The following is a 25,662-nucleotide window of genomic DNA, read 5'->3' as shown; positions in this document are numbered from 1 at the left end:
TGTACGCAGCGCGATAACAGGTGTTGTCGTGCGGATGCGTCATTTTTCCAAGAAATTTCTCAAAACTTGCTAAAAGCTGAACAAAAACTGACAAAAAGTTGAATAGAGTATTGGGAATGCCTATCATTGCCGTTCATAAAAAATCCCAATCAGCGCAATGCGCGCCGCCCCGCCGGGGTGGTCTCATTTGATTCCCTATGTCGACTCAGAAAAGCATCAATGGCTCCGGGGGAGCTCGTCCTGCCCAATTCCCGTCTTTCCGCTTGTTGCCGCTGGCTTTGGCCATGGCGGCAGCCGGCAGCGCCCAGGCGCAATCCGGGGCCAGCGCGAAGGAAGACACGATGGGCGTCGCCCAGATGGACACCGTCGTGGTGACCGCGTCGGGCTTCGAGCAAGAGATCAAGAACGCGCCGGCGTCCATTTCGGTGATCACCCGCGAACAACTGGAAACCAAGCCGTTCCACAACCTGGCCGATGCGGTCGCCGACGTGGAAGGCGTCACGGTGGAGCGGGGCGGTAAAGCGGGCGGCATGAACATCAGCATCCGCGGGTTGCCCAGCGACTACACGCTGGTGCTGGTGGACGGCAAGCGCCTGAACCAGAACAGCTCGGGGGCGCGCCCCAACGGCTTTGGCGACGTGGACACCAATTTCATTCCGCCGATGGCGGCCATCGAGCGTATCGAAGTGGTGCGCGGCCCCATGTCGACCTTGTACGGATCGGATGCGATGGGCGGGGTGATCAACATCATCACGCGCAAGGTCAGCCAGGACTGGACGGGCCAGATCACGCTGGACGGCACGGCGCAGGGGGACAACGCCTTCGGCAACAACTACGGCGCGGCGTTCTACCTGAGCGGCCCGATCAAGACCGACAAGCTGGGTCTGACCTTGCGCGGCGGCCAATACCGCCGCCTGAGCGCGAACGGCAGCTACCCGGTCAATCAGGCCGAGTTCAACAGCGGCAACTACACCGGCGACATCGCCAGCTTTTCCGGCCTGGGCGACAGCAAGCAGCAGAACGTGGGCTTGCGCCTGGCGCTGACCCCCAACCGCAACCACGACATCCTGTTCGACGTGGACAGCAACTGGCAGACGTACGACAACGCCAACGGCGAACTCGGCACGTTGAACACGAGCATCGCGCCCAACCGCCAGGGCGGCGGCTACGATCCCGAAATGAAGTTCAACCGCCAGCGCTATGCGCTGACGCATCTGGGCCGCTACAGCGGTTCCATCAGTTCCGATACCAGCCTGGTCTACGACACGACCGAGACCATCGGCCGCACCAACCCCATGAATTCGCCGCGCCGGCCGTCCGACGGCGCCAAGCGCGACCTGGAATACGACAACTGGGTGTTCGACACCAAGTGGACGATGCCGCTGCTGAACGACCGGCACAACCTGACGATGGGCGGGCAATGGCGCGAGCAGCAGTTCAAGGACACGCTGGTATCCGCGCCGCTGGATCAGCGCCAGTACCAATGGGCGCTGTTCGCGGAAGACGAGTGGCGCATTGTGGACGACCTGGCGTTGACGGCGGGCGCGCGCTACGACCGCAACGAACAGTTCGGCGGCAAGTGGAGCCCGCGCGGTTATCTGGTGTGGAACGCCACGCCGATGTGGACCGTCAAGGGTGGCGTGAGCAAGGGCTATAAGACGCCGGACATCAACTTGATGACGGACGGGATCATCGGTTTGGGCGCGCAGGGCACCATGCCGTTGCTGGGCAACTCGCAGTTGAAGCCGGAAAGCAGCACCTCGTCCGAACTGGGCCTGCTGTTTGACGACGGCGAGGGCCTGTCGGGCAACCTGACCGCTTTCCATACCAAGTTCAAGGACAAGATCGACAGCCAGAACATCCCCAACTGCCTGGCCGTGGGCGGCCCGGCGCCGGGCTGCCTGGATCTGGGCGTGTGGGAGCGCAACGGCATCCCGGTGGCGAACTTCTCGCAGCGCGTGAATATCGATACCGCGACGATTCAAGGCTTTGAACTGGGCGGCCGCGTTCCGCTTTATGGCGGCGTGTCGTTCAACGGCAACTACACCTTGACGGCCAGTGAAGTGACGTCGGGCGCGAAGGAAGGGCAACCGCTGGGTTCGCAACCCCGCCACGCGCTGAACCTGGGCCTGAACTGGCGCATCAACGACCAGTTCAATGCGTGGGTGCGCGGCGAGTACCGGGCCAAGCAATTCAACGACATGAACTGGGAGAAGGAGCAGGTGTTCTACAACCCGTACTGGCTTGCCAGCATGGGCGGTTCCTATGTGGTCAACAAGAACGTGACCCTGTCGGCCTCGGTGTTCAACCTGTTCGACAAGAACTTCGTGGACTACGGCCCGACCAAGACCGGCACCAGCGCGCCGGCGGCCAATGCCAACTGGAGCAATTCGTACCGCCAGGTGCTGGAAGGCCGTCGCTTGTGGGTGTCGGCGAACATCACGTTCTGATCGGAAGAAAGCCCGGCTGTTCGGCCGGGCGGTTGCCCCGAGCGCCCCGCAATACGCGGGGCCTTTTGCGTTCGGGGCGCTAGGCTAGAAGCGGCAGTTCCATGCGGACGCTCAGGCCCTGCGGGGAGACATTGCGAGCCGATATCCGGCCCTTGTGCGCGGCGATGGCGGCTTGCGCGATGGACAGGCCCAGGCCGGCCCCGGAACCGGGAGCCTTCGAACCGGAGGCGGTGCGGAAGAACGGTTCGAACAGGGCTTCCAGATCCGTTGCGGGTACGCCCGGGCCGCGGTCTTCGATTTCCAGGCAGGCTTCGCGCACGCCGATCGAGAGCCGGACCCGTATCGCGCTGTGCGCAGGGGCGAAGCGCAGGGCGTTGCGCAGCACGTTTTCGATGGCGCTGGCCAGACCGTCGCGATCGCCCGTTACCAGCACCGGCGGCGGGCTGTCCCAGATGATGCGCACTTGCTGCTCGCCGGCCTCGTAGCGCGCATCGTCCACCACGGCCGACACGACGGCGGCCAGGTCCAGCGTATCGCTGGGCTCGGGCTGCGCGCCCAGGCGGGCCAGGCGCAGCGTGTTGCCCACCAGCGCGTCCAGGCGTTCGCATTCGCGTTCGATGCGGTCGAACTGCACGTCCTGGCGTTCATCCTTGCGGCGCGCCAGTTCGGCGGCCAGGCGCAGCCTTGCCAGCGGCGAGCGCAACTCGTGCGCGATGTTGTGCAGCAGTTGTTCGCGGGTGTCGACCAGCGCCTTGATCCGATCCGCCATGGCGTTGAAGTCGCGCGCCAACAGACCAAGCTCGTCCTTGCGGCCGGCCAGCTTGGGCGGGGTCTGGGCGTCCAGGCGGCCGGCGGCCAGCGCGTGCGTCGCCTGGCGAAACTGCGTCAGCGGCGCGGTGACGTGGCGGGTCAGCGCCCAGCACAAAGGGGCTGTCACCGCCAGCGCGAAGAGCAGCAGCGCCAGCGCAACGGGCGACAGCCCCAGCACTTCCCAATGCGACGAGTCAAAAGGCAGGAACAGCATCAGCAACTGGGAACCGTCTGGCAGTTGCAGCAGTTGCGGCTGCCACCAGGAAACGCGTTCGCCGACCGGGTCAGGCTGCAGATAGTCCGCTTGCGGGGACTCGCCGGTCGCCGTCCGGTAGGCGGCCAGCCAGTCGTGCATGCGGGGGGGCAGGGTTCGGCCCAGGATCTCGGCGTCGCGGGCGTCCAGCACGTAGATCTTTAACGCCGAGTAGCGCTGATCCATGGCTTGGACCCAGCGTTGCAGGCCGTCGATCCCGTGGTTGCGCGCGACTTGGCGGGCGTCGTGGGTCAGGCTGGCCGGGTTCAGGCCGTCCAGCGAATTGATGCGGTACCAGGCGACCGTGGCGGTGAACAGCATGCCGCACACCAGGATGATCGTCATGGCGCCCCAGAAGGTCAGGAACGCGCGCCAGAAGAGCGACCGGGTGGGCAGCGGCCAGGGCATCAGGCCGCACCTGCCAGCACATAGCCCAGCCCGCGCAGGTTGCGGATCGACAGGGAGTCGGCGGATGCGTCCAGGTGCAGCTTCTTGCGCAGTGCGCTGATGTGGGTGTCGATGCTGCGGTCGTAGCGTTCCGGCCGCCGGCCCAGGGCGTACATGCCGATCTGTTCGCGGGCGACGACTTGCCCCGGGGCGCGCATCAGCAATTCCAGGATGCGTTGTTCGGCGCCCGTCAGCAGGATGTCTTCACCGTCCAGGCGGACGCGCCCGCTGGCGGGGTCCAGCGTCAAGGGCCCCAACGTCAGGCTGGGCGTAGTGGTTTCCGGCACTTCCTCGAAGCGCCGCAGCACCGCGGTGATGCGGGCCTTGAGTTCGCGCGGGCTGAACGGCTTGGCCAGGTAATCGTCGGCGCCGAATTCCAGCCCCAGCACGCGGTCGGTCTCGCCGCCGTGCGCGGTGAACATGATGACCGGCCGGCGTGAGCGCCGGCGGTAGTGCTTAAGCAAGTCCAGCCCGTTGCCGTCCGGCAGCATCAGGTCAAGCAGCACCAGGTCGTAGTCGTCTTGCGCCAGCAGGGCAAGGCCTTGGGCGCCGGTATGCGCCAGCGTGAGCAGGCAGTGATTGGGTTCGAGGTATTCGCGCAGCATCTGTGCAAGCTCGACGTCGTCGTCGATCAGCAGGATGCGGTGCGCCACCGCTGAGTGAGAAAAAGGCATCCGTATCAAGTGTCCCGCACCCGGTAGTGTGGCGCATGGCCGCGCTGCCAAGTGTCAAGAAGTGCGAAGAAGGTAAAAGTTGTGGAAAGGCGTTTGCCCGGTTCCGACACCCTCAATTCTAATATGAGAATAGTTTTCATTAAGAAATGAAGGCTGGGCTTAGCGGCGCACAAGGGGTGTGCCGTGGGTCCGGTACGGGAGAAAGCGGAATCATGAGCAGCAAAGATCTGGCCTTGGGCGGCCGCATTCGGGTGTCGCGCACGCGTTTGGCGGCGGCACTTTGCGCGGCGGGACTGGGCATGGGCCCGACGGCGGTTTGGGCGCAGGCGAGCGATTCCGCCAAGACGATGGAAACCGTCGTGGTGACCGCCAGCGGGTTCGAGCAGCAGATCAAGGACGCGCCGGCGTCGATCAGCGTGATCACCCGCGAAGACCTGGACAAGAAGTTCTACCGCGACGTGAACGACGCGCTGCTGGAAGTGCCGGGCGTGATCATCACGGGCGGGGGCGACCGCCAGGACATCAGCCTGCGCGGCATGGGCCCGCAGTACACGCTGATCCTGATCGACGGCAAGCGCCAGAGCTCGCGTGAAACCCGTACCAATTCGGATTCCGCCGGCGTCGAAGGCGGCTGGACGCCGCCGTTGGCCGCCATCGAGCGCATCGAAGTCGTGCGCGGCCCGATGTCGTCGCTGTATGGCTCGGATGCGATGGGCGGGGTGATCAACATCATCACCCGCAAGGTGCCCAACGAGTGGGGCGGTGAAATCCGTCTGGACACGACCATCCAGGAAAGCAACAAGTCGGGCGATATCTACCAGGGCAATTTCTATCTGTCCGGCCCCATCAAGACCGACCTGTTGGGCCTGCAGATCTATGGCCAGGCATCGCAGCGCGATGAAGACAATATCGTCAGCGGCTTTCGCAAGCGCAATTCGGACAGCGTGACGGCCAAGCTGGCGCTGACGCCGAACCGTGACCACGACATCGTGCTGGAAGGCACGACCATGCGCCAGAAGTACGAGAACACGCTGGGCAAGACGGTCGCGCCGCTGGCGCCGGGTGTGGCATGCGGGCGCAACGGCTGCCCGGCCTCGTCGGAGACGGATTACCGCAGCAATAAGTGGGCCTTGTCGCATACCGGCCGTTGGGGCTGGGCGGTGTCGGACAGCTACGTGCAGCAGGAAGAGTTCGACAACCGTTCGCGGCAGATGAAGATCAAGAACCTGAATCTGCAGACCAGCTGGACGCTGCCCCTGGGTTCGCACATGCTGACGCTGGGCGGCACCTACCTGAGCCAGCGCCTGAACGACCAGACCGGCAACCAGTTGGCCGGCGGCCCCAGCAAGATCGACCGTTACCAATGGGCGCTGTTTGCCGAAGACGAATGGCGCTTGACCGACAGCTTTGCCGTCACCGCCGGCCTGCGCATGGACGACGACGAGAACTTCGGCACGCACTTCAGCCCGCGCTTGTACGGCGTGTGGCAGATGGCTGAACGCTGGACGCTCAAGGGCGGCGTGTCGACGGGCTTCCGCGCGCCGGACCTGCGCCAGACGGTGGCGGGCTGGGGGCAGGTCAGCCGCGGCGGCAACATGTACGGCAACCCGGACCTGACGCCCGAGAAGTCGGTGACCGAGGAAATCGGCATCCTGTATGACGACGGTGAAGGTTTCAACGCCGGCCTGACCGTGTTCAACAACGACTTCAAGGACAAGATCACCCGCGTCGGATGCCCGGCCTCGCAATGCCCTGAAGGCCCGAACCAGTTCGGCGCCGACCCCACGACCTACATGAACGTGGACAAGGCGGTGTCGCGTGGCGTGGAAGCCAACCTGAAGCTGCCGCTGGGTCGTGATTGGTCGCTGACCAGCAGCTACACGTTCACCAAGTCGGAGCAGAAGTCCGGCCAATACCAGGGCCAGCCGTTGAACCAGCTGCCCAAGCACCTGTTCACGACCACCTTGAATTGGCAGGCGTCTGACGCGCTGCAAGCGTGGGCCCGGGTGAACTACCGCGGCAAGGAAAGCCAGCCCATCACCAGCGCGTCGTCGTCCTCGTTCATCGCGCCGTCCTACACCTTCGTGGATCTGGGCGGCTCGTATGCGGTGAACAAGACCGTGTCGGTGTATGCCGGCATCTACAACCTGTTCGACAAGCAGGTGACTTATGACGACTACGAGTTCGTGGAAGACGGCCGCCGCTATTGGCTGGGCGTCGGCGTGAAGTTCTGATCTTGAGAGTAGGGGGGCGCTTGCGTCCCCCGCAACACAAAGAGGTGCGTATGACGATGCAAGGAAACACGAGCTGTGCTCGCCGCTGGTTGCTGCAGGCAGGCGTCGCGCTGGTGATGAGCGCGGCGACCGCCGTGTGTGCGGCGCAGGCCACGGTGCCCGTCAAGCATGCGCGCGGCGAGACCGCCGTGCCGGCCAATCCGGCCAAGACCATCGTGATGGACATGGCCGTGCTGGACTCGATGCACGCGCTGGGAATCGAAGCGATGGGCGTGCCCGCGGTTGCCAAGCTGCCGCCCCAGCTTGCCCAGTACGCAGACCAGCGTTACCTGAAGGTCGGGTCGTTGTTCGAACCGAATTACGAGGTCATCCATGCGGCCCAGCCGCAAGTGATTTTCGTGGCGGGACGGTCCGCGCCGAAGTACGACGAACTGGCCAGGCTGGCTCCGACCGTTGACCTGACGGTCGACCCCAAGGACCTGGTCGGCAGCGTGACGCGCAACGCCGAGACGCTGGCGGCCATCTACGGCAAGCAGCCGCAGGCCAAGGAAAAGCTGGATGCGTTGCGCGCGTCGATTTCGGCGCTGCATGGCAAGGCGGCTACGGCGGGCACGGCGCTGATCGTGCTGACGACGGGCGGCAAGATGAGCGCCTACGGCCCGGGTTCGCGGTTTGGCGTGATCCACGACGCCTTCGGCGTGAAGCCTGCCGTCGAGGGGTTGAACGTGTCCAATCACGGGCAGGCCATCTCGTTCGAATTCATCGCCCAGACCGATCCGGACTGGTTGTTCGTGATTGACCGCGATGCCGCGATCGGCCGCGAAGGCGTGTCGGCCCAGCGCATGCTGGACAACGACCTGGTGCGCCCGACCAAGGCCTGGAAGAACAAGCGCGTGGTGTATCTGAACGGCTTCAACTGGTATCTGCTGGGCAGCGCCGGACTGACCTCCATGCAGCAGAACGTGGACGAGATCGCTGCGGCGCTGGCGCAAGGAAAGTAAGCGGCATGGGTGTTGCGAGCAAGGGCCGCCGGTGAATTGGCGACGGACGATCAGCGGTTGGGGCGGCCTGGCCGCCGTGTTGGTGCTGCTGGCGGTGCTGTGCGCCGCCAGCGTCAGCCTGGGCGCGGGGCAGTTGTCGCTGGGCGCCCTATGGGGCGGAGGCGAAGAGGCCGACCGCGCCTGGCGCTTCCTGATGGTCAGCCGCGTGCCGCGCACGGTGGCCCTGCTGCTGGCCGGCATGTCGCTGGCGGTGGCGGGCCTGATCATGCAGATGCTGGTGCGCAACCGTTACGTGGAACCGACGACGGCCGGCACCGTCGAGTCCGCGACGCTGGGCATCCTGGTCATTACCCTGCTGGCGCCGGATACGCCGGTGATCGGCAAGATGCTGACCGCCACGGCGTTCGCGCTGGCGGGCACCTTGCTGTTCCTGGCGCTGTTGCGCCGGGTGCCGCTGCGCACCCCGTTCATCGTGCCGCTGATCGGCCTGATCCTGGGCGGCGTGATCCACGCGGTCACCACCTTCGTGGCCTTCCGGTTCGATCTGCTGCAATCGCTGCACGCCTGGACGACAGGGGATTTCTCGGGGGTGCTGCGCGGCCGCTATGAACTGCTGTGGATCGGCTTTGCGCTGGCGTGCGCGGCCTATGCGGCCGCCGACCGCTACACCGTGGCCGGCATGGGCCGTGAATTCGCCTCCAACCTGGGGCTGAACCACGCGCGCTTGACGCTGGTCGGCCTGTTGATCGTGTCCGCGATTTCCGCCGTGGTGGTGGTGACGGCGGGCGGCATCCCGTTTCTGGGCCTGATCGTGCCCAACGCGGTCAGCCTGGTGCTGGGAGACAACATGCGCCGCTCGATCCCGTGGGTCGCCGCGCTGGGCGGGGTCTTCGTGCTGGCTTGCGACATCATCGGCCGCCTGGTCATCCACCCGTATGAAATCCCCATCGGCACGGTCGTCGGCGTGCTGGGCAGCATCCTGTTCCTGTGGCTGCTGCGCACGCGGAGGAACCGCCTTGGCTGAGACACTGCCTGCCATCGCCCGCCCGCCGGTCCGGCGTGCTCCGCAGCGCGCGCGCCTGGTATGGCTGGGGGCGGCCGCCTTGTTGTGCGCCGTGGCGTTCATGACTTTGGGCGCCAACGGCCAGTGGTCGTTCGTGATCCCGTTTCGCGGCGGAAAGCTGGCGGCGATGCTGCTGGTGGCATATGCCGTGGCGGTGTCGTCGGTGCTCTTCCAGACCATCACGCACAACCGCATCCTGACGCCCGCGATCATGGGTTTCGATGCGCTGTACCTGCTGATCCAGGCCGTCGTGGTGTTCGGATTCGGGCAGGCGGCCACCGCCGCGAACCATCCGGTGGCGGCCTTCCTGCTGGAAGTCGGCGCCATGACCGCGTTTGCCTGCCTGTTGTTCCGCTGGCTGTTTTCGGACGCGGTGCGCAGCCTCCATCTGATGATGCTGGTGGGCATCGTCTTCGGGCTGCTGTTTCGCAGCCTGTCCAATTTCGTGGTGCGGCTGATCGACCCGAACGAGTTCCTGGTTTTGCAGGACCGCATGTTCGCCAGTTTCAATTCGGTGCGCGTGTCGCTCTTGCCGATCGCGTTTGCAGCCGTCTGCGTGGCCACGTTGGTGATCTGGCGCATGCGGCATCGCTACGACGTGCTGGCGCTGGGCCGCGAGATCGCCGTGAACCTGGGGGTGGACTACCGCCGCAGCCTGATGCTGACCCTGGCGGCGATTGCCGTGCTGGTGTCCGTATCGACCGCGCTGGTGGGGCCCGTGACCTTCTTCGGCCTGCTGGTCAGCAACCTGGCCTATCAGGCGATGGGGTCGGACAAGCACCGGTACACGGTCCCTGCCGCCACCTTCCTGAGCGTCATCTTCCTGGTGGGCGGCCAGACGCTGCTGGAGCGTGTGCTGGGCCTGAACACCACGGTCAGCGTGGTGATCGAATTCGTAGGCGGCGTGATGTTCCTCTTCCTGATCCTGCGCAGGGGGCGCCGATGATCGAAATCCAACAACTGAGCAAGCAGTACGGCGACAGCGTGGTCGTCGACGACGTCAGCCTGGAACTGCCGGCCAACGGCGTTACCGCCATCATCGGCCCCAACGGCGCGGGTAAATCGACCTTGCTGTCGATGATCAGCCGCTTGCTGCCGATGTCGGCCGGGCAGGTGAAGGTGGACGGGCTGGACGTGACTCGCGCCGATAGCCGCGAGCTGGCCCGCCGGCTGTCCATCCTGCGCCAGGATAATCACCTGCCGTTGCGCCTGACCGTGCACGACCTGGTCGCTTTCGGCCGCTATCCGCACACCGGGGGGCGGTTGACGCTGGAAGACAAGGCGCACATCGACCGCGCCATCGCCTACCTGGACCTGGAGCCCCTGGCGGGCCGCTATCTGGACGAGATGTCCGGCGGCCAGCGTCAGCGCGCGTTCGTGGCGATGGTGCTATGCCAGGATACGCGCTACGTGTTGTTGGACGAGCCGTTGAACAGCCTTGACATGAAGCATGCGGTCGCCATGATGGGCACGTTGCGCCGGGCGGCCGATGAGCTGGGCAAGACAGTGGTGCTGGTGCTGCACGACATCAATTTCGCGTCCAGCTATGCGGACCGCATCGTGGCAATGCGGCAGGGGCGCATCGCGCATCAGGGCACGCCGGCGGAATTGATCCGCCCCGAGGTGCTGAGCCCGCTGTATGAATTGCCGATCGATGTGCATGACATCGGTGGCAAGCGGATCTGCGTGTATTACCGGTAGGGCGGCCTTCGACCTGAATCGGCCGGCCCCGCCGGAAGCCCTCAGCGTGCCGATTCCGTGCTGGCGACGAGGCTGCCCCGGCGCGCCGCACGATGCCGGCGCTCCAGCATGACGGCCCAGAACCACAAAGGCATGGCGCCCAGCGCCAGCAGGCTGCCGACCCAGCCGGTAGACGTCCAGCCATAGCCCGCGGCAATCGCCAGGCCGCCCAGCAAGGGGCCCAGCGCGTTGGCGGTGTTGAAGGCCGAATGGTTCAGCGCCGCGGCCAGGCCTTGCGCATCGCCTGCGACGTCCATCAAGCGGGTCTGCAGCACGGTCCCCAATGCGCCGCCCACCCCCACCAGGAACACGTTCAGCGTGATCAGCCAGACGTTGTGCGCCATCAGCGGGAACAGCGCCAGCACCACGGCCGACCACAGCAGCAGCAGGCCGGCGGTGCGCATGACCGCGCGGTCGGCAAAGATCGGCACCACCATATTGCCGACCGTCAGGCCCACGCCGAACGCGCTGAGCACGAACGGCACGACCGATGGCGACACCTGTGTGACGGCGCCCAGCGTGTCGGCCAGATACGTGTAGACCGAGAACAAGCCGCCGAAACCGACGGCGCCGATAGCCAGCGTGATCCAGACCTGCCCGCGGCCCAACGCGCTCAGTTCGCGCAGCGGGCTGGCCTTGTGGTCGGCGGGCGTGTCGGGCGCAAAGACGGCCACGCTGATCATCGTCAGCACCGCCAGCAGCGACACCAGGGCGAAGCTCCAGCGCCAGCCAATCACCTGGCCCAGCCAGTTGGCCAGCGGCACGCCCACGATGGTGGCGACGGTCAACCCCAGGAACACGCGGCCCACGGCCATGGTGCGGCGGTTGGCCGGAACCAGCGAACTGGCCACCAGGGACGCGATGCCGAAGTACGCGCCATGGGGCAGGCCGCTCAGGAAGCGGAAGAACAGCATCCAGTGGTAGTCAGGCGCGATCGCGCTCAGGCCGTTGCCGATGGCGAACAGCCCCATCAGCGCGATAAGCAGCCGGCGGCGGGGCATTCTTGCGCCCAGCACGGCAAGGATCGGGGCGCCGACGACCACGCCCAGCGCATACGCGCTGATGACGTGGCCCGCGGTGGGCGCATCGATGCCCAGCGATTGGGAGAAATAGGGCAGCAAGCTCATCGTGGCGAACTCGGTGGTTCCGATGGCGAAGCTGCCGACAGCAAGGGCAAGCAGCACCAGCGCGGGCCGGTGCTGCGTAGAAACAGGGTGGGACATGTGATTACTAGGGGGGAGTCACTGAAATGTTGCGGCGCAACAGCGTCATTGTAAGCACCCTAAGCTGTCATTTGAATGTCTGCCGCGTAACAGGAGGCCTGTCCGCGGAACGGGGCGTCCGATTGCCGGCCGCCCCGTTTGCCACCCGACGCGCCTACTGGCTGAGATCCACCGCGTAACGCGACAACTGCGTGGTCGCGTCCGGCGTGGCGTCATACACCGACACGTTGGTCACGCCATGCGCGGCAGCCATCGCCACCGTGCCAGGCACCGACCAGAACACCACCGGCCCGGCGAGCGCGCCCAACTGCTTGAAGCGCCAGCTGCGGTCCAGGCCGTAAGTGGCGAGATCCAGTGCCGGGTTCTTCTTGATGTAGCTGATCAGCACATCGCGGCTGGCGTCGGGGGCTTGCAACACGATGTCGCCCTTGCCGCCGGCCAGGCCGGGGAAGTCGCCGCCGCCGCTGGCGCGGTAGTTGTTGGTGACGACCAGGAACTGCGCAGCCGGGTCCAACGGCACGCCCTGGTACGTCAACCCCGAGATGCGCGAGCCCTTGGGCTGGCTGACGTCGATCTCGTACGTCAGCGCATTGCCTGCCGCGTACAACACGTCGAAGTTGAAGGTGGGGAAGCTGGTGTCGACCAGGTCTTGCGGAGCGACCTGGGCCGGGTCGATCTGCTTGAACTGTTCGGCCGTCTTCTCCAGCCATTGGCGCACGATGGCGCCCGTCACCCGCACGACCTGCAACGTGTTGGGATACAGGTAGAGGTCGGCGGCGTTGTTGATAGCCACGTTGCCTTGCTTGACGAACGTGAAGTCGCCCGGGCCGTTGCGGCCCCCCTTGAACGGCGCGGCGGCGGACAGGATCGGCAGGTTGCCGTAGGCCGGGCTGTTCTTGGCGATGTAGTCCGTCAGATAGTCGATCTGCGCCATGTTCACGATCTGCAAGGCCGACACGTCGCCCGTCAGCGCGTAATAGGTGGCCATGTCGAACTGGCTCTGTCCGATCGGCGTCTTCACGTAGGCGATGGTGGCAGTGTGCTCGGCCTGCACCAATTGCTGCACGGCGGTGTCCGAGGCCACGTAGGTTGCCGGCGTGGCGCCGTTTTGCGCGGTCAGCCGCGTCGAGATGCGCTGCACGCTGGTCGCGTCCTTCTGCACCTTCCAACCCTTGTCATAGGCGAGCTTCAGCGTGATCTGGCCCAGGTTGTTGCCCCATTGGCCGGCCTGCACCGCGGGCACGCCGTTGATCAGGCCCTTCTCCAGATCGATGCCGGGTTGGCCGCGGAACTGGGACGTGGCGCTGGTGTCGGGGAACAGCAGGTGCTGGTGGCCGGTGATCAGCGCGTCGATGCCCGGCACCTGGCTCAGATAGCCCGCGCCGTTCTCCATCGACGGGCTGTAGGCCGTCTTCATGTCGATGCCGCCGTGCGCCAGCGCCACGATCAGGTCCGCGCCTGCGGCCTTCATCTCGGGTACGAAGCGCTGCGCCGTTTCCTTCCAGCCGGTGACTTCCACGTGGCCTTCCAGATTGGCCTTGTCCCATTGCAGGATGGGCGGCGGCGCAAAGCCGATGACGCCCACCTTCAGCGGCACGTCGATCGTCTTGCCGTTGGCATCCGTGGCCTTGAAAGTCTTCTCCAGCAACACCCAGGGCTTGAAGATGGGCTGCTTGCTGGCGGCTGAGACGACGTTGGCCGACACGAAGGGAAAGCCCGGCGCCGCGCAGTCCTTGGCGCCGGCGGGATTGGTCTGGGCCGTGCCCTTGCCGATGCCGGCCAGGCCGAAATCCACGTTCGTGATCTGCGACAGGAAGGGCAGGCCATAGTTGAATTCGTGGTTGCCCATCGTGCCCGCGTCGTAGGCCAGCAGCTTCATCTGCTTGTAGATGGCGATCATGTCCGAGCACTGCACGGGAGACACCAGCGCCTGGTAGTCGGACAGCGCGGTGCCCTGGATGGTGTCGCCATTGTCGAACAACAGGGTGTTGGCGTATTGCTTGCGGGCGTTGGCGATGAGCGTGGCGGTGCGATCCACGCCATAGCTCTTGTCTTCGGCCAGCTTGTAGTAGTCGTAGCCCAGCACGTTGGCGTGCAGATCGGTGGTGGCAAGAATCGCCAGATCCAATGCGGCGCCTTGCGGCACGCTGGCTTCGGGCGGGGGCGTGACCGTGCCGGCGTCATCGTCGTCGTCATCGCCGCCGCAACCGGCCAGGCCGGCTGCAAGCGTCAGGCTGGCGGACACCGCAAAGAGCTTTCGTACGTATGGCTTCACCGTCTTTCCTCCGGGTTTGAAGGAGATCGATTTTGGGGACAGTGTGTGACCTGGGAGTGACATGCCGGTTGGGAGGCGGCTTGCGGGTTCGCGCACGGGTGGCACAGGGTGGCTGACGCTGAACTGAATTGGACGCTCGTCTCATTTATCGTGGCCGGCACACAACGGAATGATAAATAAATTGCGAGTGATTCTCATTGTCAAGAAAATGGCAACTCGTTCCATTTCAAACGACTTCAGAAAGACCTGTCACGGCCATGCACGCCCCACGTTCCCTCTCCGCAGCACTGCTTGCCCTGGCGCCGTTCGCCAGCCCGGCCCCCGCACACGGCCAGTCCAACACGCCGACCTTGCCGGCCGTCAGCGTCGTCGGCACCGACGATGCGCAAAAAAGCTACAACCCGCCGGACTCCACCAGCGCGACCAAGATCGACGCGCCGCTGCGCGACATCCCGCAGACGGTGAACGTGGTGCCCGCCGAAGTCATGCGCGACCAGCACGCGAATTCGATGCAGGATGCCTTGAAGAACGTGCCGGGCGTCAGCTTTTCCACCGGCGACGGCCAGCGCGACCAGGTGTCGATCCGTGGTTTCACCGCCATTGCCGACCAGTTCGTGGACGGCTTCCGCGACGACGCGCTGTATTTCCGCGACCTGTCCAACGTAGAGCGCATCGACGTCATCAAGGGCCCGGCGGCGGTGCTGTATGGCCGGGGCTCGTCGGGCGGGCTCATCAACCGCATTACCAAAAAGCCGGGCGAAGACATCTCGCAGATGGGATTGAGCTACGGCGGCTGGAATGACCGCCGGCTGGACCTGGACCTGGGGCGCGCGAATGAAAGCGGCAGCATGGCCTGGCGGCTGACCGGCGCCGTCGAGAAGGGCGACAGCTATCGCGACAAGCAGTTCCTGGACCGCAAGGCCATTGCGCCGTCGGCACAACTGCGCCTGGGCGAAGACACGACGTTCCTGATCCAGACCGAATTCCTCGAAGACCGCCGCATTACGGACTTCGGCATTCCCGCCTATCACGGCCGGCCCGTGGATGTGGACCCATCCACGTATTACGGTGCCGAGAATGCGCGCGACGTGGACTATTCGCAGGCGCGCGTCCAGTCCTACGCCGGCACGCTGAACCATCGCTTCAACGAAAACTGGTCGCTGCGCAACGCCACGCGCTACTACCACTACACGCTGAACCGCAACAACACGCTGCCCGGCGTCGTGAACGAAGCCGCGCAAACGGTCACGCTGAACCGGTCCAACGTGCTGCGCGACGAACATGGCTGGACCAACCAGACCGAACTGATGCAGCGCGCGCAGTGGGGTTCGGTGCGCCACGACATCCTGTATGGCGTGGAAGTGGGCCAGCAGAACAAGGACCTGGTGAACTATTCCGCCAACGCCGTAGCCACCGTCAACCTGTTCAATCCGGTGCTGCCGACTTTGCCCTTGCAGATTCCCGGCAATCCGGGCACGAGCAACTTGGGCCGCTTCAATACGCTGGGCCTGTATGTGCAGGACATGGTGTCGCTGGGCGACCACTGGAAGGTGCTGGGCGGCGTGCGTCACGACCGCTTCGAGCAGAAGACGGAAGACCGCCGTAATGGCACGGACCTGGCCCGCACGGATTCCAACTGGAGCCCGCGCCTGGGCTTGGTGTTCCAACCCGATACGGTGCAGTCGTACTACGTGTCGTGGAGCCAGTCGTACCAGCCGTCGGGTGAAGCGTTCTCGCTGGCGGCCAACAATGCGGATCTGGCGCCCGAGAAGACCACCAACTATGAAGTGGGCGCCAAGTACGATTTCCTGGACGGCAAGCTGTCGACGACCGTGTCCGTCTTCCGACTGGAACGCACGGATATCAAGGTGACCAATCCGGTCACCAACACGCTCGTGCCGGTGGGCACGCAACGGACCGACGGCGCGGAATGGACGCTGTCGGGCGACCTGTCCAATGGCTGGCGCGCCATGCTGGGCTACGCCTATCTGGATGCGCGCGTCACCAAGTCGGTGGCTCGCGACGCGGGGCAGGACGTGGAAGGCAAACGCGCCACCTTGACCCCGCGCCATGCCGCCAATATCTGGGTCACCAAGGACCTGGGCGAAGGCTTTGGCGCGGGCGCCGGCCTGAACCTGGTGGGGGCGCGCTTTGCGAACCCCGGCAACACGGTCACGTTGCCGGGCTATGTGACGGCGGATGCGGCCGCGTGGTGGCGCAAGGGCCCGTACGCGGTCCAGTTGAACGTGTACAACCTGTTCGACGCCGGGTATATCGTGTCGGCGCACGGCAGCAGCCCGAACCTGAACATGCCGGGCGCGCCGCGCAACGCCATGTTGAGCTTGCAGTATCGGATGTAGCCGTCAGCGCAAGGGCGATTCCCGGGTGAGGCTGTCGGTTTCCAGTGCCGCCAGCCCGTCCAGGAAACGCCAGGCGAAGGAGCCCGGGCCGTCGGCCAAGGCCCCGGCGCGTTGGCCGGCGATGCCGAAACACGACAGCGCGGCCACGGCGGCGGTGTAGGGGTCACTCTTGGAGACGGCCGCGAAGGCGCCGACCAGCGCGGTCAGGGCGCAGCCCGTGGCAGTGACGCGCGGCATCAGCGCGGACCCGCCCGTGATGCGAACGGCGCGCAGGCCGTCGGTGACGTAATCGGTTTCGCCGGTAACGGCCACGACCGTTTGATGCGCGGCGGCGATGGCCTGCGCGGATTGTTCGGCCTGCGCCACGGCGTCGCGTGCATCCACGCCTTTGCCCGCGCTTTGGCCGCCGGCCAGCGCAATGATCTCCGAGGCATTGCCGCGGATGATGGCAGGGCGCAAGGCCAAGAGACGCTGGACGGCGTCGCGGCGGAAGGCGGTGGCGTGATGGGCTACCGGATCAAGCACCCACGGGATGCCCGCCTGGCGGGCCGCATCCGCGGTCAGCAGCATGCTTTCCAGCCAGGGCGCGGACAGCGTGCCGATGTTGATGACTACCGCGCCGGCGATCCGCGCGAATTCCGGTGCTTCGTCCGTAGCGTGAACCATCGCGGGCGACGCGCCCATCGCCAGCAGCACGTTGGCGGCGAAGTTCATGGAGACGAAATTGGTCAGGCACTGCACCAGCGGCGCGTCGCGGCGGACGGCCGCGTAGAGATCTTGCGACGCCCGGGCCAGGGCGGCGTTGTCGGAAAGGGAATCAGCCATGCGCAAAGGGGATCAGGGGGATCTGCGTATGGTCTGGCTGGCGAGCGGCCTTGTCAAGCCGGGTGCGGCGCCCGCATCGGGGCGTGCGCGGTGAGGCCGCCTGCCGCCACCCTATGCCGCCCGCGCTTGCTCGCGCGCCAGGGCGTGGCGGTTGGGCGGCCGTTGCAGGCCCAGGTGTTCACGCAGGGTGGTGCCCTGATATTCGGTGCGGAACAGGCCGCGGCGGCGCAGTTCCGGCAACACGTGTTCGATGAAATCGTCCAGGCCGCCAGGTAGCCAGGGCGACATGATGTTGAAGCCGTCGGCGCCGCCTTCCTCGAACCATTGCTGCAGCTGGTCGGCGATGCTTTGCGGCGTGCCGACGACCTGCTGGTGGCCGCGTGCGCCGGCGATGCGCAAGTAGAGGTCGCGGATGGTCAGGTGCTCGCGCTGGGCCAGGTCAATCAGCAACTGTTGGCGGCTTTTGCCGCCGTTCGTTTCGGGCAGAGACGGCAGCGGCCCATCCACGGGGTAGGCAGACAGGTCGATGCCCCCGATCATGTTCGACAGCAGCGACACGCCCACGACAGGATGGATCAGGTCCTGGAGCGTCTGGAATTTCTCTTCGGCTTCTTCCTGCGTGCGCCCGACGATGGGGAAGATGCCCGGCATGATCTTGATGCCGTCGGGGTCTCGGCCGTATTGCGCCGCGCGCTGCCTGATGTCGCCGTAGAACTCGCGCGCCTGGCCGAATGTTTGATGCGCCACGAAGATGACTTCGGCCGTGCGCGCCGCCAGGTCGCGGCCGGCCTCGGACGCGCCGGCCTGCACTACGACCGGCCAGCCTTGGGGCGAGCGTCCGACGTTCAAGGGGCCGCGGACCGAGAAGTGCCTGCCTTTGTGATGAAGCGCGTGGTGTTTGCCGGCATCGAAGAATTCGCCGGTGTCCTTGTCCCGGATGAACGCGTCGTCTTCCCAGGTGTCCCACAAGCCCGTCACGACGTCGTAGAACTCCTCGGCGCGCTGGTAGCGCAGCGGGTGCGCCACGTGGGTATCCAGATTGAAGTTCTGCGCTTCGCCTTCGCCGCTGGAGGTGACGAGGTTCCAGCCGGACCGGCCGCCGCTGATCAGGTCCAGCGACGCGAACTTGCGGGCCACATGGTAGGGCTCGTTGTAGGTCGTGGATACCGTGGCGATGAGTCCGATGCGTTCGGTGACCGCCGCGAGCGCGGACAGGAGCGTGAGCGGTTCGAAATGCTCGGCGCGAGCCGTGCGCGAGAGCGAGGCGCTGTGCGTGTTGCGCACGCCGACCGAGTCGGCGAAGAAGACCGCGTCGAATTTGGCGGCCTCGGCTTTGCGCGCCAGGTCCACATAGTGCCGGAAGTTCTGGCCGGCGTCAGCCGAGGCATCGGGGTGGCGCCACGCGGCGATGTGGTGGCCGGTCTGCATCAGAAAGGCGCCCAGCTTGATTTGACGGGAGGGAGTGCTCATCGGGTTTCCAGGTCAATGGGGGAGGGGGGCAGGGCTACCAGGCCATGCGCAGGCGGTCCAGGGCAGGCAGCGTGCCTACCGTGGCCGTCAGGGCGCCGGGCGGCGGCAGGCGCTCGTTGTCGGCGATGCGGCCATCGGGGTCGAGGAAGTCCCCGAGCACGTCGTCGCGCAGCCGGATGAAGCGCAAGTCGCTGCGGTTGCGCGGATGCGGCAGGTCGACGTCGACGATGCGGCGGATGCGCCCCGGATGCGGCTGCATCACCACGACGCGGTCACCCAGGAACACGGCCTCTTCCACGTCGTGGGTGACGAGGATCATTGTGATCTGCTCTTTTTCCCAGATGCGCTGCAACTCGTTCTGCAAGCGCGAACGCGTCAATGCGTCCAGGGCGCCCAAGGGTTCATCCAGCAGCAGCACGCGCGGCCGATTCACCAGGCCGCGCGCGATGGCCACGCGCTGGGCCATGCCGCCCGAGATCTGGTGCGGAAAGGATTTCTCGAAGCCTTGCAGCCCGACCAGCGCGATATGCTCGGCCACCAACTCCTTTTTCTCGGCCTTGGTAAGCGCCGCATTGCGCAGGCCCGCCGCGATGTTGCGTTCCACATTGAGCCAGGGGAACAAGCGATGGTCCTGGAACACGATGCCGCGGTCCAGTCCGGCGCCCCGCACGGGCTTGCCGTCCAGCAGAATCTGGCCGGCGTAGTCGTCGTCCAGGCCCAGGATCAGGCGCAGCAGGGTCGATTTGCCGCAGCCGCTGGCGCCCACGATGCTGACGAACCGGCCCGCGGGCACGTCCAGGTTGATGTCCTGCAGCACCTGCAGGGCTTGTGCGCCGTCGCCGCTGCCGGCATAGCGCTTGCCCACGCCGCGGATGCTCAATTCCTTGCCGAAGGTATCAGTCATTCGTTTCCTTCCGTTGTCATGCGGCGCCGAAACGGTGCCGCGCCAGCCGGCGCTCCAGCGCGCGGGCCAATGCGTTCATGGACCATCCCACCATGCCGATCACGAACATGCCGAAGATCACGAGATCCATCTGGAAATGCTCGCTGCCTTCGATCAATGTGTTGCCAATGCCGTGGCCGGCCACCAGCAGGTATTCGGCTCCGATCGTGGCCAGCCAGGAATAGATCAGCGCCAGGTAGACGCCGGTGAAAATCGAGGGCGCGGCCGCCGGCAGCACCACATGCAGCAGCGTCTGCCAGCGCGAATAACCGAATACGCGGGCCACTTCCAGCAGCGAGGCCGGCGTACTGCGGATGCCGTCGCAGGTGTTGACGACGACAGGCACCAGCGCCGCCAGCGACAGGAAGGTCACCTTGGCGACGTCGCCCAGGCCGAACCAGACCGAGATCAGCGGGATCCACGCAAACAGCGATATCTGCTTGAAGGTGTTGAAACTGGGCCCGACGAGCCGGTTGAACAACGGCAGCAACCCCAGCAGCGCACCCAGCGCCAGGCCCAGCGTGGTGCCGATCGCAAAACCCGTCAGTTCGCGCGCCAGGCTGGCGCTGAGCGCCCGCCACAATTGGCCCGAGGCGATCTGGCTGGCGGCAGTGTCCAGCACCTTGCCCGGAGACACCAGCAACGGCGTCGACACCCATTCCAGATGCGCCGCCGCCCACCACACCGTAATGGCCAGCGCAGGCAACACCAGGCCGCGCCAGCGGGCGCCCAGCCAGGCGCGCCAGGCGGGTGCCCGGCGCGACGCCGGGGCAAGGCCGGTCTGATCGGGGGTCATAGGCGGGCTCCGGTGTTCGATACGCCCAGGCGGGTGGCCGCCTGGTTGGCGCTGACGCGGGCTTCGGCCAGATCCAGCAGTTTGTCGATGGCGTAGCCGATGGCGCCCACGACGATGACCGCGGCCATGACCAGATCCAGCTGGAACAATTGCCGGCCATAGACGATCAGGTAGCCCAGCCCTTCGCTGGAGGCGACCAGTTCAACCACGACCAGCGACAGCCAGGCCTTGGTGAAGCCCAGGCGCAGGCCGGTGAAGAGCGTCGGCAAGGCATAGGGCAGCACGACTTCCAATACCTGTTGGCGGCGCGTGTAGCCGAAGACGCGCGCCACTTCCAACAGGCTCGCCGGCGTCTGCCGGAAACCCTGCAGGGTGTTGAGCGTGACGGGCACCAGCGCCGCCTTGGCGATCAGGATGTATTTCAGCGGTTCGCCGATGCCCACCAGCAGCAGCACGAAGGGCAGCCAGGCCAGCACGGGGATCTGCACCAGCGCGTTGAAGGTGGGCAGCAGATAGGCCTCGAGCGGACGCCACAGCCCCATCGCGGCGCCCAGCGCCAGGCCCAGGGCGCTGCCCACCGCGAAGCCGACCAGCACCCGCTGCAGGCTGGCGTGCACGTTCAGCCAAAGGTCGCCGCTGGTGTACAGGTCTTGCAACGTCAGCCAGACGAAGTGGGGCGACGGCAGCACTTGTTCGGATATCCAGCCCTGCGACGCGCCCAGTTGCCATAGAACAAGCAATGAGACGGGCAGCAGCCAGGGCAGCAGGCTGCCGCCCGCATGGCGCAGCAGCGCGTAGGGGGCGCGGCCGGCACGTCGCCTTGCGGACGCGGGCGAAACGGCTGCGGGCGATGCGGGGGCGTCCAGGGTGTTTTCTGCCATGGCGCCTCCTTATCGCGCTGGCGCGGCGGCGGCCTGGCGCTCGCCTGCCGCGGGCTTTCCTTGCGCGTTGAAGGCGGTCCAGCGGCCGGTCAGATTGGCCTTCTGCAGCGCGGCATTCAGGTAGCGCGGTTCGAACCAGCCGTCCACGCTGACCGGGCGGCGGATCAGCTTCAACTTGAGCGCGTCGTCGGCCACCGCCTGATAGCGCGCCGTCAGGAATTCATCGAGCAGCGGCGAATTGCGGACGGCCAGCGTGTCGCCGTCGAATTCCGCCTGCCAGGAGGCGTATGGCGTGCCGCTGCGCGCCCAGATATTGAACAAGGCGTCGCGGTTCTGTTCTTCCGACGACCACTGCGCGGCGCGCACGAACACGTCGACCACTCGTTGCACCGCATCGGCATTCTCCTTTTCGAAGTCCTCGCGGACCAGCAACGCCGCCTGCCGCGTGAAAGAGGGATCCTGGCCTTTGGTGGAATAGATGATGCGCGCCAGGCCCTGGTCGCGCAGCTTGAAGTACTCGTAGCCGCCGAACGCCGCGTCCACGCCGTTGGACACCAGCGCCGCCTGCGCGCTGCCGCCGTCCAGGTTCACGCCCTTGATGTCGCGTTCGGTCAGGTTCTTCGAGGCCAGCACATTGATGGCGACCAGGTGCCCGTTCGTGCCGCGGAAGATCGAGACCTTGCGGTCCTTCAAGTCCTCCAGGCCATTGAGCGTAGAGTCCTTGGGCGTGGACACATACAGGTTGTTGCGCACGCCGCTGCCCAGCAAGATGCGGGTCTTCAGGCCGTTGGACCGGCCCACCACCGCGGGCAGGTCGCCCTGGTAGGCGAAATCGATCTGCTTGTTCGACAGGGCCTCGTTCACGGCGGGGCCGGCGCCCTTGAAGAACAGCCATTGCACCTGGGTGCCGGTGCCCTTGAAGGCTTCCTCCAGCCAGTTGTTGGCGCGGGCGACGCCGCCGGGCGACCCGCCCCACGTGATCGGATCGCCGCCGCCGGCGGTCGCCACGCCGATCCGGATCACATCGGGCGCAGCCAGCGAGACGGCACTGGCGGCGCACAAGGCGACGCCCAGCAACAGGCGTGAAATCAAGCGGGCAGAGGGCAGGATGCGCATGGTTGTTCCGTATGAAGATGAAAAGCGGGGATGAACGAAGCCGGTCCGCGCCGGAAACGGCCAGACCGCCGTCCGCCTGAGGCGGACGGAAAGTGACGGCGATGAATGACGGCTCAGGCGGCGGGCGCTTGCGCCTGCAGCGTCTTCTCGATGCGGGTGCCTTTGAAGAACTGCGGATGCGCCTGGGTGTAGAAGCGGTAGGGGTTGTCGAAGACCAGGGCTTTGAAATCCGCCTCGGTGATCACGCCTTGCTCGACCAGGTCCCAGCTTTCGGCCAATGGTTCGGTCAGGTCCGGCACGTCCCAATGGCCCACATCGGACGACCAGATCGCATTGAGCTTCACGTTCAGCGGATTCACGCGTTCGTTGAAAGCGGCGCCAACCGTCCTGTCATCAGCCTCGGAACCGAAGTAGAAGCTGTCTACCCATCGTGTGCGGATGTCTTCGACGCTTTCGATGCCGGCGGCGGCGAAATCATCAAGCTCATCGCCCTGCGGATCGCGGCTGTGGGGCAGGGCAGAGACGCCAAGGCTGTCCGCCAGCAAGGTGGACTTGTCCACGGGGCGTCCTTGGAGCAGGTCTGCGCCGTAGCGTTCGAACAGGTCCGCCAGCAGGTCGATATCCGCGTTGGCGGGGTTGTAGTGCTGGACTGCGTTGCGGTTGCGCTTTTCCCAGCGGTCCACCAGATGCGCGTACACATGCGCGCCCCAGTCGGCGCCGCCTTCCAGCAGCGCCACGCGCAGGCCCGGAAAGCGGCGGGTGACGCCGCCGAAGAACAGCGCTTTGGCAAACGCCTGCGAGCCGTCGGCGAAGTGGCCGATGTGGTTGAACATGTAGTTGCTGATGGAGTGCCGCCCCGTCCAGCCCTGGCTGCCATAGTGTGTGGCCAGCGGTACGCCCAGTTCCACCGCCTTGGCCCAGAACGGGTCGTAGTCGTACTCGCTGTCCAGGCCGAAGAAATCCACGTAGGACGCATGGCGCGCGATGTCGGGGTATTGCGCAGGCGGGTATTTGTCGGCGAGGGCCTTGATCGGGCGGCGCACGCCGCCAGGTATGTTCGCGACCTTCAGGCCCAGCGTATTCACCGCGAACTCCAGTTCTTCGATGGCTTCCTGCGGGTTGACCATGGGAATGCCGGCCACGGGCGTCAGGCGGTCGCTGTACTTGCGGTACTGGTCCGCGTGGAAGTGGTTGATCGCGCGGTGCAGCGGCTGGCGGAATTCGTTGCCTGCGCCCAGCGGCGCCAGCACATCGTTGGGAAACAGGATGGAATAGTCCGAGCCTTGCTCCTCCAGCCGCTCGTACAGCAGCTCGGGCAAGGTGACGGTGGCCAGGTCCAGCGTGTTGCGCGTGACGCGCGCCCACCACGGGGCGCGCAGCGTGCGGTGGTATTGCCTTTCGTCGGGTGTCTGTTGGTACCAGTCCTTGCCCTCGGATTTCGTGGCGAAGCGCGAGCCCTGGGTCTTGCGCAAGATGTCCACCAGTTTGGCCCCGCCGTAATGCTGGATGTAGTCCTCCAGAACGGGCGCGTAGTCGTTGACGTGGACATCGGTATCGATCACCGGATAGGCAAGATTTGCCTTGACGGCGGTGGAACGGGATGCCTGGGTACGGTGCAGCCGGTCATTCATGGAGGTCTCCGAAAATGAAGCGAAGGCGGCGCCTTGCGGGTTGCGGCAACGGCAAGGTCGGCACGGACACGTCACAGTACGGGAGGGATTGGCGCGGCCAAACGACGGATTAGAAATGTCCTTCTGAGTGATGTGCTTATGGCGGGAGGCTTCATCCGGCGCGGGGGACGCTTGTCGGCCGGACGACGCCAGGGGCAGCAACGATTTAATTGACACCCGGGTAAATAAACAATAAATTAATTGCCATGGTGTTAATTAATTGGGGTTGCACATGGCAGACATCGAGAACGCCGCAGTGACGGCAGGCATGCGCGGGGCGTCTTGGGACGCCGAACTGATGCAGCGGCCGTATAAAGTGGTCCCGTACGCCTTGGGCACCGCGGATGGCCAGCGCACGCTGGGTTTCCTGTTCACGGCCACGGGTAAAGAGCGCAGCGTCGTTTCGCTGATGCATCCGCGCGAAATGTCGGTGACGCATTACATGGTCCCTGCTGTCTTGGACGCGGGTTGTGCATGCTGGGTGCAGGGCCCGCGCTCGATCGGCAATGACCTTCGCCTGGAGCATGAGATCGCCTTGTTCGACGTCGCTGCCGGCATGCAGCACCTGCGCAATCTCGGGTATGAACGCATCGTCCTTCTCGGGAACTCGGGCGGGGCGGGCCTGTATTCGCTATACAACCAGCAATCCCAGGCCGATGCGGCGCAGCGCATCGCCAAGACCCCGGCGGGCCGGCCCACCGGCTTGGCTGAACTGGACATGCCGCAAGTGGACGGGCTGGTGCTGCTGTCGCCGCACCCGGGGCAGGGCAAGCTGCTGATGTCAGGCCTGGACCCCTCGGTGCTGGATGAAAGCGATCCGATGCAGAGCGACCCGGCGCTCGACCCCTTCTCGCCGGCCAACGGGTTCGACCCGCAAGCGGGACGGGCGCACTACGAGCCCGCTTTTCTCGACCGATATCGCGCGGCGCAGGTGGAGCGCGTCAAGCGTATCGATCAACACGCGCGCACGCTGCTGGCCGACAAACAGTCGGCCCGCGCGAGGGTCAAGGCGGGATCGCAACTCGCGCCGGATCGGATGCAGGCGGCGTTCGCGCCGATCTTCCATGTCTGGCGCACCGATGCGGATCCCCGGGCTTGGGACTCCTCTTTGGATCCTTCGGATCGAAAGATCGGATCCCTGTGGGGCAAGGACCCGTTCGTGTCGAATTGGGGCAGCGTCGGTTTCGCGCGCGTCGTCACGCCGGAGTCCTGGCTTTCGACGTGGTCGGGCCTGTCGTCCAATGCATCGCTGGAGCGGACCTTGCCCGCCGCGGTCCAACCCACGCTGTTGATCGAATACACCGGCGACCAATGCACGTTTCCCGCCGATATCGCGGCCATCCATGAGCAGATCGGTTCCGCCGACAAAACCCACCTGCGGGTCCGTGGCAATCATCACGGCATGGCGCTGGGCAAGGACGAACCGGCGGG

General features: G+C 65.6%; 19 protein-coding genes. 8 read left to right on the top strand and 11 right to left on the bottom strand.

Annotated features, from left to right (window positions below):
• Positions 1-197: 197 nt before the first annotated feature.
• On the top strand, positions 198-2,450 hold the full coding sequence (locus tag ACO6D5_RS17290) for a TonB-dependent receptor domain-containing protein (protein WP_485826038.1): 2,253 nt from the start codon (positions 198-200) through the stop codon (positions 2,448-2,450).
• 79 nt (positions 2,451-2,529) lie between these two features.
• On the opposite strand, the gene ACO6D5_RS17285 is transcribed toward ACO6D5_RS17290, so the two are convergent.
• Both ACO6D5_RS17285 and ACO6D5_RS17280 read right to left on the bottom strand, forming a co-directional pair.
• Positions 2,530-3,921: an ATP-binding protein gene (locus ACO6D5_RS17285; protein WP_315846726.1), complete on the bottom strand. Its 1,392-nt coding sequence runs from the start codon at positions 3,919-3,921 to the stop codon at positions 2,530-2,532.
• Positions 3,921-4,634 (bottom strand): response regulator transcription factor, encoded by a 714-nt coding sequence (locus tag ACO6D5_RS17280; RefSeq protein WP_315846725.1) that lies wholly within the window; start codon positions 4,632-4,634, stop codon positions 3,921-3,923. The genes ACO6D5_RS17285 and ACO6D5_RS17280 overlap by 1 nt, the downstream gene beginning before the upstream one ends.
• A gap of 212 nt (positions 4,635-4,846) precedes the next feature.
• On the opposite strand from ACO6D5_RS17280, the gene ACO6D5_RS17275 reads away from it, so the two are divergent.
• From ACO6D5_RS17275 to ACO6D5_RS17255, 5 genes are read left to right on the top strand one after another with little or no spacing between them, the layout of a single operon-like run.
• Positions 4,847-6,868, top strand: coding sequence for a ligand-gated channel protein (locus ACO6D5_RS17275; RefSeq protein WP_315846724.1), 2,022 nt, complete (start codon positions 4,847-4,849; stop codon positions 6,866-6,868).
• Positions 6,869-6,918: 50 nt separating this feature from the next.
• The gene (locus ACO6D5_RS17270) at positions 6,919-7,869 is read left to right on the top strand and encodes an ABC transporter substrate-binding protein (RefSeq protein WP_315846723.1); all 951 of its coding nucleotides are present in this window, start codon (positions 6,919-6,921) and stop codon (positions 7,867-7,869) included.
• Between the two features lie 31 nt (positions 7,870-7,900).
• A complete protein-coding gene (locus ACO6D5_RS17265; RefSeq protein WP_485826037.1) occupies positions 7,901-8,893 on the top strand; it encodes an ABC transporter permease in 993 nt (330 codons plus the stop codon).
• On the top strand, positions 8,886-9,878 hold the full coding sequence (locus ACO6D5_RS17260; RefSeq protein ID WP_485826036.1) for an iron chelate uptake ABC transporter family permease subunit: 993 nt from the start codon (positions 8,886-8,888) through the stop codon (positions 9,876-9,878). The genes ACO6D5_RS17265 and ACO6D5_RS17260 overlap by 8 nt, the downstream gene beginning before the upstream one ends.
• The gene (locus ACO6D5_RS17255; RefSeq protein WP_485826035.1) at positions 9,875-10,633 is read left to right on the top strand and encodes an iron ABC transporter ATP-binding protein; all 759 of its coding nucleotides are present in this window, start codon (positions 9,875-9,877) and stop codon (positions 10,631-10,633) included. Before ACO6D5_RS17260 ends, ACO6D5_RS17255 begins: the two co-directional genes overlap by 4 nt.
• Before the next feature lie 41 nt (positions 10,634-10,674).
• Here the strand turns inward: ACO6D5_RS17255 and ACO6D5_RS17250 are convergent, their stop codons facing one another.
• Both ACO6D5_RS17250 and ACO6D5_RS17245 read right to left on the bottom strand, forming a co-directional pair.
• On the bottom strand, positions 10,675-11,895 hold the full coding sequence (locus ACO6D5_RS17250) for an MFS transporter (RefSeq protein ID WP_485826034.1): 1,221 nt from the start codon (positions 11,893-11,895) through the stop codon (positions 10,675-10,677).
• A gap of 154 nt (positions 11,896-12,049) precedes the next feature.
• On the bottom strand, positions 12,050-14,170 hold the full coding sequence (locus ACO6D5_RS17245) for a 5'-nucleotidase C-terminal domain-containing protein (protein ID WP_485826033.1): 2,121 nt from the start codon (positions 14,168-14,170) through the stop codon (positions 12,050-12,052).
• Between the two features lie 257 nt (positions 14,171-14,427).
• Between ACO6D5_RS17245 and ACO6D5_RS17240 the strand changes: the two genes are divergently transcribed.
• Entirely contained in the window at positions 14,428-16,530 is a 2,103-nt protein-coding gene (locus ACO6D5_RS17240) for a TonB-dependent siderophore receptor (RefSeq protein WP_315846717.1), read from the top strand.
• Between the two features lie 3 nt (positions 16,531-16,533).
• On the opposite strand, the gene thiM is transcribed toward ACO6D5_RS17240, so the two are convergent.
• The 7 genes from thiM to ACO6D5_RS17205 form a co-directional block, all read right to left on the bottom strand.
• Positions 16,534-17,355: a hydroxyethylthiazole kinase gene (thiM, locus tag ACO6D5_RS17235; protein WP_315846716.1), complete on the bottom strand. Its 822-nt coding sequence runs from the start codon at positions 17,353-17,355 to the stop codon at positions 16,534-16,536.
• A 111-nt stretch (positions 17,356-17,466) separates the two neighbouring features.
• Positions 17,467-18,825, bottom strand: coding sequence for an LLM class flavin-dependent oxidoreductase (locus ACO6D5_RS17230; protein ID WP_485826032.1), 1,359 nt, complete (start codon positions 18,823-18,825; stop codon positions 17,467-17,469).
• A gap of 34 nt (positions 18,826-18,859) precedes the next feature.
• On the bottom strand, positions 18,860-19,729 hold the full coding sequence (locus ACO6D5_RS17225) for an ABC transporter ATP-binding protein (RefSeq protein WP_485826031.1): 870 nt from the start codon (positions 19,727-19,729) through the stop codon (positions 18,860-18,862).
• Between the two features lie 16 nt (positions 19,730-19,745).
• Positions 19,746-20,564: an ABC transporter permease gene (locus ACO6D5_RS17220; protein WP_485826030.1), complete on the bottom strand. Its 819-nt coding sequence runs from the start codon at positions 20,562-20,564 to the stop codon at positions 19,746-19,748.
• Positions 20,561-21,445: an ABC transporter permease gene (locus ACO6D5_RS17215; RefSeq protein WP_485826029.1), complete on the bottom strand. Its 885-nt coding sequence runs from the start codon at positions 21,443-21,445 to the stop codon at positions 20,561-20,563. The genes ACO6D5_RS17220 and ACO6D5_RS17215 overlap by 4 nt, the downstream gene beginning before the upstream one ends.
• Positions 21,446-21,454: 9 nt before the next feature.
• Positions 21,455-22,561, bottom strand: coding sequence for an ABC transporter substrate-binding protein (locus tag ACO6D5_RS17210; protein WP_485826028.1), 1,107 nt, complete (start codon positions 22,559-22,561; stop codon positions 21,455-21,457).
• 113 nt (positions 22,562-22,674) lie between these two features.
• Positions 22,675-24,192, bottom strand: coding sequence for an amidohydrolase family protein (locus ACO6D5_RS17205; protein ID WP_485826027.1), 1,518 nt, complete (start codon positions 24,190-24,192; stop codon positions 22,675-22,677).
• Between the two features lie 271 nt (positions 24,193-24,463).
• On the opposite strand from ACO6D5_RS17205, the gene ACO6D5_RS17200 reads away from it, so the two are divergent.
• Positions 24,464-25,662 (top strand): alpha/beta fold hydrolase (locus ACO6D5_RS17200; protein WP_485826026.1); only part of this gene is annotated, 1,199 nt, incomplete at its 3' end.

Source organism: Achromobacter sp. (genome assembly GCF_057314935.1).
Note: the sequence above shows the minus strand (reverse complement) of the source record. Positions and strands in the feature narration are given on the sequence as shown.